Origin of the sequence: Microcoleus sp. B13-B6 (assembly GCF_036705405.1) — a bacterium.
In the GTDB taxonomy this organism is placed as follows: Bacteria; Cyanobacteriota; Cyanobacteriia; order Cyanobacteriales; family Microcoleaceae; genus Microcoleus.
The window spans coordinates 13,694-26,956 of record NZ_JAUBUJ010000069.1 but is presented as its reverse complement, the minus strand read 5'-3'; the positions used below and the strand labels follow the sequence as shown (position 1 = coordinate 26,956).

At 43.5% G+C, this 13,263-nt stretch carries 12 protein-coding genes; 9 read left to right on the top strand and 3 right to left on the bottom strand.

Features of this window, described 5'->3' with window-relative positions:
- The first annotated feature begins 15 nt into the window (after positions 1 to 15).
- Positions 16 to 246, top strand: coding sequence for a hypothetical protein (locus QUB35_RS25720; RefSeq protein WP_333144498.1), 231 nt, complete (start codon positions 16 to 18; stop codon positions 244 to 246).
- Between the two features lie 61 nt (positions 247 to 307).
- Here QUB35_RS25720 and QUB35_RS25715 read toward each other — a convergent pair whose 3' ends face one another.
- From QUB35_RS25715 to QUB35_RS25705, 3 genes are all read right to left on the bottom strand, one after another.
- On the bottom strand, positions 308 to 2,359 hold the full coding sequence (locus tag QUB35_RS25715; protein WP_333144497.1) for a polysaccharide biosynthesis tyrosine autokinase: 2,052 nt from the start codon (positions 2,357 to 2,359) through the stop codon (positions 308 to 310).
- An 87-nt stretch (positions 2,360 to 2,446) separates the two neighbouring features.
- Positions 2,447 to 2,647 (bottom strand): hypothetical protein, encoded by a 201-nt coding sequence (locus tag QUB35_RS25710; RefSeq protein ID WP_333144496.1) that lies wholly within the window; start codon positions 2,645 to 2,647, stop codon positions 2,447 to 2,449.
- A gap of 135 nt (positions 2,648 to 2,782) precedes the next feature.
- A complete protein-coding gene (locus tag QUB35_RS25705; protein WP_333144495.1) occupies positions 2,783 to 4,255 on the bottom strand; it encodes a polysaccharide biosynthesis/export family protein in 1,473 nt (490 codons plus the stop codon).
- A gap of 344 nt (positions 4,256 to 4,599) precedes the next feature.
- Here QUB35_RS25705 and QUB35_RS25700 point away from each other — a divergent pair, with 344 nt between their 5' ends.
- The 8 genes from QUB35_RS25700 (at position 4,600) to QUB35_RS25665 (ending at position 13,263) form a co-directional block, all read left to right on the top strand.
- A complete protein-coding gene (locus QUB35_RS25700) occupies positions 4,600 to 4,992 on the top strand; it encodes a hypothetical protein (protein ID WP_333144494.1) in 393 nt (130 codons plus the stop codon).
- Positions 4,993 to 5,025: 33 nt separating this feature from the next.
- Positions 5,026 to 5,883, top strand: coding sequence for an O-antigen ligase family protein (locus QUB35_RS25695; protein ID WP_333144493.1), 858 nt, complete (start codon positions 5,026 to 5,028; stop codon positions 5,881 to 5,883).
- Positions 5,884 to 6,150: 267 nt separating this feature from the next.
- The gene (locus tag QUB35_RS25690; protein ID WP_333144492.1) at positions 6,151 to 7,488 is read left to right on the top strand and encodes a flippase; all 1,338 of its coding nucleotides are present in this window, start codon (positions 6,151 to 6,153) and stop codon (positions 7,486 to 7,488) included.
- The gene (locus QUB35_RS25685; protein ID WP_333144491.1) at positions 7,485 to 8,684 is read left to right on the top strand and encodes a hypothetical protein; all 1,200 of its coding nucleotides are present in this window, start codon (positions 7,485 to 7,487) and stop codon (positions 8,682 to 8,684) included. Before QUB35_RS25690 ends, QUB35_RS25685 begins: the two co-directional genes overlap by 4 nt.
- Before the next feature lie 214 nt (positions 8,685 to 8,898).
- Positions 8,899 to 9,960 (top strand): hypothetical protein, encoded by a 1,062-nt coding sequence (locus tag QUB35_RS25680; RefSeq protein WP_333144490.1) that lies wholly within the window; start codon positions 8,899 to 8,901, stop codon positions 9,958 to 9,960.
- Positions 9,961 to 10,071: 111 nt separating this feature from the next.
- Positions 10,072 to 11,004 (top strand): glycosyltransferase family 2 protein, encoded by a 933-nt coding sequence (locus tag QUB35_RS25675; RefSeq protein WP_333144489.1) that lies wholly within the window; start codon positions 10,072 to 10,074, stop codon positions 11,002 to 11,004.
- Positions 11,005 to 11,038: 34 nt separating this feature from the next.
- Positions 11,039 to 12,292 (top strand): glycosyltransferase family 4 protein, encoded by a 1,254-nt coding sequence (locus QUB35_RS25670; RefSeq protein ID WP_333144488.1) that lies wholly within the window; start codon positions 11,039 to 11,041, stop codon positions 12,290 to 12,292.
- 62 nt (positions 12,293 to 12,354) lie between these two features.
- The gene (locus tag QUB35_RS25665) at positions 12,355 to 13,263 is read left to right on the top strand and encodes a glycosyltransferase family 2 protein (protein WP_333144487.1); all 909 of its coding nucleotides are present in this window, start codon (positions 12,355 to 12,357) and stop codon (positions 13,261 to 13,263) included.

The window sequence follows — 13,263 nt, the reverse complement described above, 5'->3', positions numbered from 1 at the left end:
TTGACACAGGAGGCTATGTCCGTTAGTCTATCATTTTCTTTCTCAAATGGTACTATTATCAAAAAATCAGGGTATAGCTTGGTTGTGCGTTTCCGGTTGAGGACGGCGGCGCTCGGCCGCCTGCATCAACGGGAGCATCTCAATGAAAGCAGCCCTCCGCTAGAAATTGGAGTTTTGAGGCAGAAGGCAGGAGGCAGAAGGCAGGAGGAAAGAGGAAGAAGGAAAGAGGAAGAAGGAAGGAGCTAGAAGGAAGGAGCTAGAAGAAGTTTTTTTACAAATATGAGATGCTCCCTGCATCAACATTTGTCTAATTAGGATTTTTCGTACCTAAAGCCGATAGTTTTTGGTCGTAGAGCGTGTCTAAAACGACCGGACGCTGGCGGTAGCTGTGACCGGTGTTTTTGCAGCCGTTAGCAACGATTCCCAAGACGCAAGCTCCAGAAATTTTTAATTCTTCTAAAACTTTGCGAACTTGCGATCGGTCTGTTTGCCCAATTTGGACGACCATAATCGTAGCGTCTGTGCGAGCTGCGATCAAGTGGGTGTCTGCCAAGCCTGCTACTGGCGGGGTGTCATAAATTACTAAGTCAAAAAATGCTTGAAATTGCTCCATTAGATACTGCATTTTTTTGGAAGAAAGAAGCTTGATCGGATCGGGGGGAATTTGGCCTGCGGTGAGTACGAACAAATTTTCTTGGTTCGGGACTCGTTGAATCGCGTCGTTGAGGCTGAGATCGGTAGAGATGGCATCGCCCAGGCCACGCACGTTTGGCAGTCCTAACTTAGCGTGCAGTTGCGGGCAGCGCAAATCTGCATCTACTAGCAATACTCGCTGTCCGACTGCTGCTGCTGCTGTGGCTGCCAGGTGCAAAGCTACTGTAGATTTGCCGTCTCCGGCTACGGCTGAGCCGACTAAGAGCGATCGAATTGCCGTGCCTGCACTCAGCAAGTGAATGTTCGTGTATAGCGATCGAAATGCTTCTAAAAATTGATAGTCCAAGTCGCTCAAAATACTTGGTCCCCCGCTCGTCGAACCAGTATGTCTAGCTTCGGCCGGTTCGACTACTTCCACTTTCAAGTTCGATCGAGCTGATGTTAGTTTCCTCTGTCTGGCTGGCGGTCGGCGCTTAACTTTTTTGGTAAACGGAATCACCCCGAGTATTGGCAATCTTGTGGCCATTCTCAGTGATTCTGGAGTGTGGAACACAGTATTTAGTACCTCTACCACCAAGCCGACTGCTATGCCCAGCAGACTGCTTAAAATTACTGCCAGCGCTAACTGTTTTTTGGTTTGTTTGACGGTAGCTGTTATAGGCCTGCCGAATTTGTCTAGCGGAATTTCCGGAGGAGTGATCGGCACCCAGGGTATTTGCTGCTGAGCAGCATCAATCCGCAAGGCTTCTCGTTTTGCCAAGAAGTCCGACAAACTCTTAGTAACTACTTGCAGTTCCCGCTGTAAATTGTCGTATTGTCGGGTTGTAACTGAAAAGTTTCTAATTTTTTGGTTGAGAGCATTTTGCAAAGCTGTCATTTCGCGATCGCGCGCTTCAATTTCTTTGATTTGGGTCTCTAAATTTCCCATCACCACTTCTTTTGCTTGTTTAGTGGCGGTTAAAATCAGTTCTTCCCGACTTTTTCGCAGCGCTAAAACTGGCAAACTGTCTTCTCTGTACTGAGCTGCTTTTAAGGACAATTCCGAGTCTATTCTCTGAATTTGACCTAAGAGTCCGCTGTAAGCTTGTCCTTGGGTCATCAGCAGCCCCTGGGGATTATTTTCGTTGAGTAATTTTTCATAGCTTTGGTAGAGGTTTCGCATCCCTTTTAGCTGAACTCTAATTTCTACTTGCTTACCCCGAATGCTTTGAACTTGTTCAGAGAGAGATTTTCCCTCCATCTGAGGTTCAAACAAGTTGCTCTGCTGCCGCAGTCTTTGGACTTGCAGTTGCAGAACTTCCACTCTTTCTCGGAGCTTGGGCATCTCCGTATCTATAAATTTAATACCTTGATTAATGCCGATCAGCCGTTGCTGCAAGCTGTAGTCTAGATAAGCTTTAGAAATTTTATCCAATACGGTGGAAATTTTTTCTCGGTTTGAATCTTTGTAACGAACTTGTAAAATTTTTGTGCCTTGCTGTTTGCCATCTTTCGCGTAGCTGACGCGGTTGATGGACATTTTTGAGATCAGTGCCGTATAGTTCATTTTGGGATACCAGGCTCGCAATTCCTCAATCACGGGCTGCATCAATTTGGGGCTACGCAAAATCCTAATTTGGGTTTCGTAGTCTACTAAGCTAATTCCTTCTATATTAATTCTTGCTAAATCTGCCGCTTGGGTGTTGTTTAATTGTTTGGATAGCAAACCTTCAGCCGTGGCTGGTTCTACTAACAGGGAAAAGGAGCCTTCATACTCGATCGTAATCTGTTTAGACGTGAGGACGATCGCTGTTCATGCCAGGGCGCTCAAAGCAATGGTGGCTGCTGCCATGACCAGGAAGCGACGGCGCACGACGCCTAAGAGCCAGGACAAGTCTAGCTTTTCTTCTTCTCTCTCCTCTACGAAGTGATCTCTGTAGTTGTGAGCAGATAACTCCGGCAGTTTGCCATTCGATTTGGGTGTGAAGGGTTGGTAATCTTGTCTGCTATCCATATTCAGCCTGGGTATTTTTGAGGTTGGTATTTTTGAGGTTGATATTTTTGAAGCGGCCAGGTCGCGGCTGGGTAATCTTATTGTTTAGTTTATTCTAGCCTTTGCCAGGAATTATCCACCTCACCCGCCACCTTCTTACCTGAATAAAAATCGGAGAACGTTTATAAAATTTAACACTCCGGTAGCTGGCCCGACAGGTCCGATTACAGCGTTCATGCGATCGACAAAATCGACGAGACCCCTGCGAGATACGATAATCATGTCGTTGTTGCGAAGTTGAGGATTGGTTTCTTCGTTAATTCCTTGAGTTAAATTGACTTCGATCGTCCGTTTAGTAGCTGTACCGTCGTTATTGAGGCGGACTAGCTCAACTTTATCCCTTCTAGCTCTGGTATTCTCGTAGCCAAAAAATCCTCTGGAAACTAAAGCTTGATTCAGTGTGGCATTAGCTGGGAGCCTCAAGGGATCGAGGGATGTTCTGAGTTCTCCTACTACAAAAACGTTAATGCCAGTGGGAGCAAAGTTAGTGCTCGCGAGTACGCCAGCTTCTGCAGGGTTGACGATCGTAGCTTTGGGCACGATGATCGTGTCTCCCTCCTGGAGGATGGTATCTTGGGCGCCGTCGCCGGACTCTAGGAACTGCCACAGATTGACTGGGATAATTTGTTCGCCTCTTCTGGTGACGCGCCGCACTTGGATTTGCCGGATGTCGGCATCGGAGGTGATGCCGCCGGCTAGCTGAATGGCCCGGATGACGGTGGGAAAACCTTCGCGGCTGAGGTCGTTTGTGGTGTTACCGCCGATCACGACGTATGCCCCGGGGCGGGTGACTTGACCAACGATGGAGATCGATCGAGGTTTTTCTGGGGGTGGCGAAAAGTTGGCTGTCGCAAATTGACGAGCTTCTGCTTGGTTGAAGTTGGCGACTGTGGGAATCACGATTGTGTCTCTGTCTTGCAAAATGATGTCTTGAGAGATGTCTCCTTCTTGCAAGAATTTCCACAGGTTGACGTTGAGCACTTGATCCGGGCCGTCTCGTTGGGGACGGCGGACGCGGATGTTGCGGATGTCGGCGACACCCGTGACGCCTTCTGCGAGTCTGATCGCTTGGGTGACGGTGGGGTACTGGACACTCGGCGTGGCTCCCGGGCCAGGAGTTAGGGTAATGGTGAAGTTTCCGGGCCTGGTGACTTCTCCGATGACGCCGACGTTGAGGGGGCGGGCGGCGACGAGGCTGACTGTGACGATGGGGTCTTTGAGGACGCGACGGTAGGCGTTGCGGATGATGTTGGTGGCTTCTACTAAGGTGCGGCCACGGACGGAGACCAAGCCGATGAGGGGCAGGTTGACTGAACCGTCGGAAAGGACTTCGTAGCCGCGGCTGAGTTCGGGTACTTCGAGTATTTCTACTTGGATACGATCGCCTCCGCCGAGTTTATAGCTTTCCGGCGCTCTCCTAACGGGCGCAACGGTCTGGGCTTGGTCTGCGCCTAGGGGGATGGGAAGTTGTGCCGGGGTGCTTCTGGCATCAGCGATGAAAGTGGAAGCAAACAAGACAACACCCACAACCGACGGGGCTATCTGTCTGGGAAAATGGGTGTTAACCATACACCACCTAATTTTATTGACTATGATTTATATAAGTGTAGCCTTTTTAGTGCTGGGCAAAAAGCTCATTATTTTAAGCGATCGCCGAAAAAACGATGCTGTATTTTTGCTTTATGCCTAATTTCTGTGTTAGCGTGGTTGCGGGTTGACGGCTATATTTTATATCTAGATAATTTGCTCTTATTTCGGATAAAGGAAAGCAATTATGACTGAACCACTGTCTCTACCAAATATGCTGAAAGATCTGATCTTAGGGAGTTCTTCATTGACATGGATGCTACTTGCTATATTCGCGATGGTCACTCTACTATTATTTCACTTCGCCAGCTATAAAAAAAATAAGTTTGGCTTTAGAAAAAAGCTTTGCTGGTCTTTATATTTTCATCTCTCCCTTTCTAACACAACCTCCTTTTAATTACTTGCATTCTATTAACTTGAAAGAACCAGACGGTGGCACATTAAAACTCATACCTTATTTTTTTTACCCCTGGGTAGTATTGATTTTGATTTCAAGAATTAAAATTTTTAGTAGCAATTTTATAGAAGTTTTTGCCAAAATATTGACAATGAATCCTTTCTTTTTACTTTATACATTACTTCCATTACTGTCTACATTCTGGTCTCTCTTTCCTGAAGAAACGCTAAGAGCAGGCCTAGCTTTTTCAGGATTTACTGCTTTTGGTTTTTATATTGCAGCGCAATATAAATGGGAGGATTTATCTGGTTTTTGGCGGTGAGGATACACGGCCATCGGTTTGGCAAGTTTTGTAATGAAACCCCCTGGCTCAGGAGATTTTGTCGGCTTAACCCAATCTAAAAATTCTTTGGGTGGAGTCTTAGCTCTCTGTACGGCATTTTGGTATTTGCATTATTCTCAAGGCGCTAAAACTCCGAAAGAGCGCTGGATTGCTTTGGGAATGATGTTCTTTTCATTTTACCTAGTAAGGGCTAATAAATCGGGGTCGGCTCTAGTGATTACTATCATATTAATAATTGCTGTGTCGTCTCTAGATTTTCTAAAAAAATTAAGTTTTCAGTGGGCATTTACTGCTATTATATGTTTCCTGGTGGTCAGTATAATTATGACAGTTTTTGTAGTAGACAACCTAGAGGATATTATTGTAGGTGGGTTAGGCAAGGACTTGACTCTAACTGGGCGGACAGAATTCTGGCCGCAGTTAATCGCTGCGGTCAATCAGCGCCCCTGGCTGGGCTACGGATTCGATGGATTTTTTCAACAAGATAAGTTTGGCTCGGCTACTCCTGCTTATTTTATTTATACTCCTAATGGATTTCAACCTAAAAATCCTCACAATGGGGGGATTGGGATCTTGTTAGCCTTCGGTTGGCCGGGATTAATTTTAATGATGACTTCCTTGCTGCTGAATTTAGCTTACGCAGTTCGGTATTTGAGTGGTAGCACCATGGAAGAAGCGGGAATACCTATTTGTTTTCTAGTGTCTATTATTATAAGCAACATCACAGAAGGTTATATTATAAGTATAGCAAATCCTTGGCTGAGTTACGCAATGTTGACGGTTCGACTGGCGATAGATAATGCTAACAATAGTTCTAACAGTAGCACCAGTAGCCCTCAAAGGCGTTCTTTAGCTGGCACTGTCCATTGAAGTAAGCATTGGGCGGACCGTGGGTCAATTTGGGGAGCATCTCATATTTGTAAAAACACTTCTTCTGGCTCCTTCCTTCTTCCTCTTTCCTCCTGCCTCCTCCCTCGTGCCTCCTGCCTCCAAACTCCAATTTCTAGGTCGGCTGCTTTCATTGAGATGTTCTCTCAAGTTGTGATATGTTGTTATAGGATCAACCAGTCTAATTTTGCGAGATTGGCGACCATGCCAGAACTGCGTTTGTGTTTTGTAAAGATTTAAAATATTCTGATGCTAGATAAGTTAACTGCGGTCAGTCAAAGGCTCGGCCCTAATCTGCGCCAGGTACTCAGCAACATAGCTTGGCTGTTGACTGACCAAATCTTGCAGATGGGTTTGGGTTTAGTCGTAGGCCTTTGGGTGGCTCGCTATCTTGGTCCGACACAATTTGGATTGCTCAACTACGCGATCGCCTTTGTGTCGCTGTTTAGTTCGGTGGCCACGATGGGGTTGGGTACTCTGGTAGTGAGGAATATCGCTCGCGACCCAGAATGCAAAAATGAGACCCTGGGAACTGCCTTCGGACTGCAATTTACTGGTGGTATAATCACTCTGGTGTTAACTGTCACCGTGATTGCGCTACTCAAGCCCAACGACACTCTGACTCGGTGGCTGGTAGGTATCATCGCAGCGGGAACTATCTTTAATGCTTTTGAGGCTATCAATTTTTGGTTTCAGTCCCAAATCCAGTCAAAATATACAGTTTTCGCTAAAAATTCGGTATGTTTTTTAGTTGCTGCTTTCAGAATTGGCTTAGTGACAATTAAAGCCCCCCTGCTTGCCTTCGCCTGGGTGCGATTGGCAGAGGTGGCATTGGTAGGAATCGCTTATGTATATTTTTATAAGCTTACGGGGAATAAAATTAAGGATTGGCAATTCAGTTGGGAACGGGGCAAGGAACTGCTATCGGAGAGTTGGCCGATAATTTTGTCGGGATTGGCAGTTTATGTATACTCAAAAACCGACCAGATCATGCTGGGTGCGATGAATAAAAATGCAGAACTGGGCTATTATGCTGCCGCTGTGAAAATTTCAGAAATCTGCGATTTCTTGCCGATGATCATATCCAGCTCTATTTTTCCCAAATTAGCGAATTTTAGAAAGACAAATTATGAAGAATATCTAAATAAATTTCAAATTTACTCGGATATTATGATATTTTTATGGTTGGGAGTGGCCATACCAATATCATTACTTTCTCCCTGGATAGTGCATCTGCTTTACGGTGAAAAATATTCGAAGTCAGCAGCGGTACTGGCAATCTATGTTTGGGCGCAATTTGGCAGTAACTTTGGAGTAGCACGGAGCACATATTTGAACATAGAAGGTCAGTTACGCTACGGTCTTTACTTGACTGTAGTCGGATCTATTTTTAACGTAGGGTTAAACTTTTTGCTGATTCCTAAGTATGGAGCTTTTGGAGCAACGGTGGCTACTCTGATAACTTATTTTTACGTGATTATATTAGTCAATTTTTTGATTAAGGAATTGCGTCCTTTCGGAAATTTTATCTGGCGATCCCTTAACTTATACAAGGCCGCTTGTAGAATCAGAGGATTATTAAAGTGATTCAAATTAAACCTAAAATCGAACAGCGCTCGAATTGCCCCTATTGCGGGACAGATCTCAATCCCAAAACTATTTTGTGGCAGGGAATTCACATTGTTATAGATTCTAAGTGCGGCGGATGCGGCCGCGAAATCATCGATGAGCTGAAAGTAGGTCATGGAGTCACAAACTCCCTGCAAGTTGATTTAAGGAAAGCTGCAGTGTTTGCGGAGAATGCTTTCGCAAAGGATTGGTTGGGGAAAGCGTTACTCAACTCACTCCAAAATCCTCGACCCGAAAAACTTGAGATTGCAAAAGAATTTTTTAAGCCGTGCAAGCGAGCAATCATCTTAAACTGTATCGATCATCTTTATGGTCACTCCCTGTTAAAGTTGCTAAATGCACAAAGGCACTTAGACGGCAATCCGGAGTGTGGATTAGTGGTGATAGTTCCTAAGTTTTTAAGGTGGATGGTTCCCGATGGAGTTGCTGAAGTCTGGACAGTGCCTATTTCTTTACAAAATGGTCAAAATTACTATCCCAGCTTCGCTGAGTTTGTTGAGGAAGAAACTAAACGTTTTGAAGAAATTTATGTCAGTGAAGCTTATTCTCATCCAAGTCGGTTTGACATCACGCGGTTTAGTCGAGTACCCAAACACAACTTTGAGTACCAAGAAATAAAAATTACTTTTATTTGGCGGGAAGATCGCCTGTTAGTTAACCGTTTGCTCTTGCGAGGTCTTAGAAAGCTGAATCAAGGAGAAATCGCACTGGCATTGCAAAATTTGAAAATTCAGCAGTTATTTGAGAAAATTAGGTTGCAACTACCTGAAGCAAAATTTGCAGTGGCTGGTCTGGGGACAAAAACTAAGTTTCCAGAATGGATTGAAGATTACAGGGTGGATACTTTTAATGAAAAAATTGAAAAGGAAATATGCCGTGTTTATTCAGAAAGCCGCTTAGTAATTGGTCTTCATGGCTCTAATATGCTGCTGCCTTCTAGCCATGCTGGCATGACAATTGATTTGATAGATGAGCGGTGGGGGAACTTTGCACAAGATATTTTATACCAAGAAAGCGACCCTAGAATGGCTACTTTTCGCTATAGATTTTTGCCGTATCAGATTAGCAATGATACACTGGCATTCATAGCGGCTGTGATGGTTCTGAAGTGGTCTAAGTTTAAATCCCAGATGACGGCTGATGTTGTTGATTGAGATTGTGAAGAAAAACTGACCTATAACCATCAAATAAATTGTGGCATGGGTCAGGTTTAAGTGACAAGTCTGATTCAGTCACTCAACAATATCCCCATAACTCTTGAATCCCGACAGTCGGGCGTATCGTTAAATATTGTAAATTTAACCTCCCAATACCACGCGGAACTCAAGTTTGAAAGTTAGGATTATATAAAAATCATGGAGAAATTAAATGAAAAACAGAGGTTCTGTGTATATAGTCACTGGAATGTGCTGCGATCGAGAAGGTGAAGAAAGTATTTATCCTCAAGGATTAAATATCAAATCTTCATCAGGCCAGTTCCAATCTATTTACTGGCAGTGCGTTGTAGTATTTTTTGCTACGAGTGTGAGAAATAATCCTAGTGCCAATCATATCTTGTGTACCAATGCAGAAAAATTACCCAATCTAGGCAACTTCAACATGGAAGAATTTTTTGCCAACATCGGTGTGAAGGTGGCTCAGCTACCTTTCACCTATAAGCATCCGCTAGAATACTTCCACGCTTTCAGGAGTACATATTTCAAATTCGATATTGTTAAATACCTCAAAAACAACTCCGAATCGAACGATATATGTATGTCGCTAGATTCTGATTGCGTGTGGGTTAATTCGGTAGATAGAATGATAGAAGCAATCGAAAAAAATGGGATAGCTACTTATGAGCGCTTTTACCCAGAAGATCAAGCGATTAATGGTTTGACTAGAGGAGAAATGCAAAAAATTTACTCTGAACTAGGGTACAATATTGAGCAGGCTCCTCCTTATTTTGGAGCTGAATTAATTGGGGGAACCGGAGAGAATATTAAAAAATTATCTGAAGAAATTGACTTGATTTGGAATATTTCTTTAGAAAGGTTTGCACAAGGCAAATCCAAATTTAATACAGAGGAGCAGATGTTAACCTATATTTATAACAAGCAAGGGTATGCACCGGGAACTGCAAACCCTTATCTTGAACGGATATGGACATCAGCGCAATTTTACACGGCAAGTAAATCAAATTTTCAGCTTGATGTTTGGCATCTGCCAGCAGAAAAAAGTAGGGGAATTAAGAGACTTTTCCTACAAGTATCCAATCCCAAATCCTTGTTTTGGACTCTGCCAGTGGGAGAGGAGTTTATGAAATATGTTGGCGGATATGTAGGGATACCTAAACGTAATATTTCTAAAATAATAGTTGAGACTTTAGAAGACAGAAAATCCGGCATAAAAAGGAGACTATCTCATGTTAAAAATCTCATAAAGGGATGATCTGCCCAAAAATGTGGTGGTTGCAAATATATCGTTCAAATATCAAGTTTTCCCAACTTGATGATAAAGAAGACCTAAGTAATCATTAAAGATATAAGAGGAGAAAAATAAATGTATGACTGGCAACTAACAACCCCAATTGTCTTGATTATCTTTAAACGCCCTCAAGAAACACAAAGGGTGTTTGAGGCAATTCGTCAGGCAAAACCCCCCAAATTGCTAGTAATTGCTGACGGCCCGCGTCCAGATAGGCCTGGAGAAGATCGAGAATGTGCTGCCGCTAGAGCTATTATTGACCAAGTAGATTGGGACTGCGAAGTTTTGAAAAATTACGCCGACGTAAATCTCGGTTGTCGGCTGCGAGTTTCTAGCGGTATGAATTGGGTGTTTGATACGGTTGAAGAGGCAATTATTCTGGAGGATGACTGTCTCCCTCATCCTACATTTTTCCGCTTCGCTGAAGAATTGCTCGATCGTTACCGAGACGACCACCGGATTCTGTCAATCTCTGGTCAAAATGTTCAGTTTGGCAGGAAAAGAACTGATTATAGTTACTACTTTTCTCGCTACAATCACTGCTGGACTTGGGCGAGTTGGAGGCGAGCTTGGCAGCACTATGATTTAGATATGAAGCTGTGGCCAGAAATTCGTGATGGTAATTTTTTGATGGATGTACTGGGAGACTCCAATGCTGTAAAAGTTTGGACAAATATTTTTCAGCTTTGTTATGAAAAAAAATTACAGAGTTGGGCTTGTCAGTGGACATTTGCTAGCTTTATTCAAAATGGTATTAATATTCTTGCGAATGTTAATTTAGTTTCTAATATCGGACATGGTGTAGGGGGAACTAATACGGAGGATGTCAACAGTCCTTACAGTAATATGCCTGTAGAAGCTATAACATTTCCGATGAAACACCCGCCTTTTGCAATTAGGGATACGCAAGCAGATAATTTTACCCAAAAAACTTTATTTGATTACGATCCGCCGTTGTTAAGAAAGGTGCAAAAAAAAGTAGATAAACTTTTGAAACAATTCCGATAAAATCAGCTAGAAATCTAGAGGATAGGCAGGGAAAATGAAAGTTGTAATTGTTAATAGTTCTGATACGGAAGGGGGGGCAGCCCGCGCCGCTTATCGACTGCAAAAAGGTTTGCAGGGGATTGGTGTTTCTTCGCAAATGCTCGTAAAAAATAAGGGTAGTGGCGATTCAAGTGTAATTTCGTCACAGAATAGTATTACAAATAAGTTGGACAAGATTATTTCAACTTTATATAACTCGCCATTGCGACTTTACCCTGAGAGAAGGTCTGTTATTTTTTCTACAGAATGGTTTCCAGATTCTCTAGATGTCCAAATTTCCCAAATCAAGCCTGATATTATTAATTTACACTGGGTGTGTGGGGGTTATTTACAAGTAGAGAGTATTCCGAGGTTTAATCAACCCTTAGTCTGGACGCTGCACGATATGTGGCCTTTTACAGGTGGATGTCACTACAGTGAAGATTGCGATCGCTACACTCAATCTTGTGGTAGTTGTCCGCAACTTCACAGTAAGAAAGAGTCGGATCTGTCACGGTGGGTGTGGCAGCGGAAAGCTAAAGCTTGGAAAAATCTTAACCTAACTCTGGTTAGCCCTAGTATTTGGTTAGCTAAATGCGCTAATTCTAGTTCTTTATTCAAAGATTTTAGAGTTGAAGTAATTCCTAATGGCATCAATACTCAAAAGTATAAACCCATAAATCGTCAATGGGCGCGAGAAATTCTGAATTTACCTCAAGATAAACAAATTGTACTGTTTGGAAGTGCAGGTGGAACGGGCGATCGCTGGAAAGGATTTAACTTGCTCGTACCCGCTTTACAAAGCCTCAGTAAATCAGGCTGGAAAGATCGGATAGAGTTGGTGGTTTTTGGATCTTCTGAACCCGAAAATCCCATTGAACTTGGTTTTAAAACTAACTATGTCGGGAGACTCGCAGATGATATTTCCCTAGCCACTGTTTATGCAGCAGCAGATATTTTTGTCGCCCCTTCCGTGATAGATAACTTGCCAAATACAGTCATGGAAGCCCTTGCTTGCGGCATCCCCAGCGCTGCATTTAATATTGGGGGACTGCCCGATCTGATCGAACACTGCTCCAATGGCTATTTAGCTCAACCCTATGAAACAGAAGACTTAGCGCGAGGAATTGCTTGGGTTTTAGAAGATCCCAATCGGCATCAAAAACTTTGTATTCGCGCCCGCCAGAAAGTGGAAAAAGAATTTACCTTAGACATACAAGCAAATCGCTATTTGTCTATTTTTAACGATGTTGTGTCAACTCCAAAGTAAAAATCTGATTTTACGTAGTAAATTTTACCTGGCTATCGCTAAAAGCTGCACAATTGGGAACAATGAACCGTACTAAAATCGCCGCCCTTTTAACTTGCTTCAATCGCAAACAAAAAACATTGGCTTGCCTAGAGGCCCTTTTTAAACAGGTACTTCCAGCCGATGTTGATATTTTAGCCTATTTAGTCGATGACGCCAGCACGGACGGCACCAGCGAGGCAGTTCGTCAAATCTATCCTCAAGTCAAGATTTTTTCCGGCGATGGGAACTTATTTTGGAACGGGGGAATGCGTGGGGCTTTCAGCGAAGCAATGAAAGATGATCCAGACTACTACCTCTGGTTAAATGATGACACTATTATTTACCCACAAACAGTAAGTGTCTTGCTAGAAACCTGTCACAAATTATTAGAAAAAGGAGAAACAAAAGCCATCGTTGGCGGTTCTACCTGCGACCCAGAAACTGGTCAAACAACATACGGCGGTATGGTGCGAAATAACCCTTTGCACCCCTTCCGATATGGTGTCTTAGAACCAACAAAAGAGCCTCAAATTTGCGATACTATGCACGGCAACTGCGTATTAGTTCCCCGCAGTGTTGTGCAAATTGTCGGCAACCTCGATCCGGCTTTTGTCCATTATATTGGGGATTGGGATTATGGTTTACGAGCGAGACAGAAAGGATGTACAGTGTGGATTGCTCCCGGTCATTTAGGAACTTGTTCCCTCAACCCCCAGGTGACCAAAACGGCTGCTGAGAATTTAAGCGAAGGATTGGAGAAAATGAGCAAACCGAAAGGTTTATCCTTCAAAGATACTACCCTGCAACCGGCTCAAGAGTGGAAAGTATTTACTCAGCGGCATGGTGGCTTGTTGTGGCCAATTTATTGGCTGCTACCTTATCGAAGGTTAGTTTGGCTTTCAGTGTTGAGTAAGCTGGGATTGACTAAAAACAAAACTCAAGGTGAATAG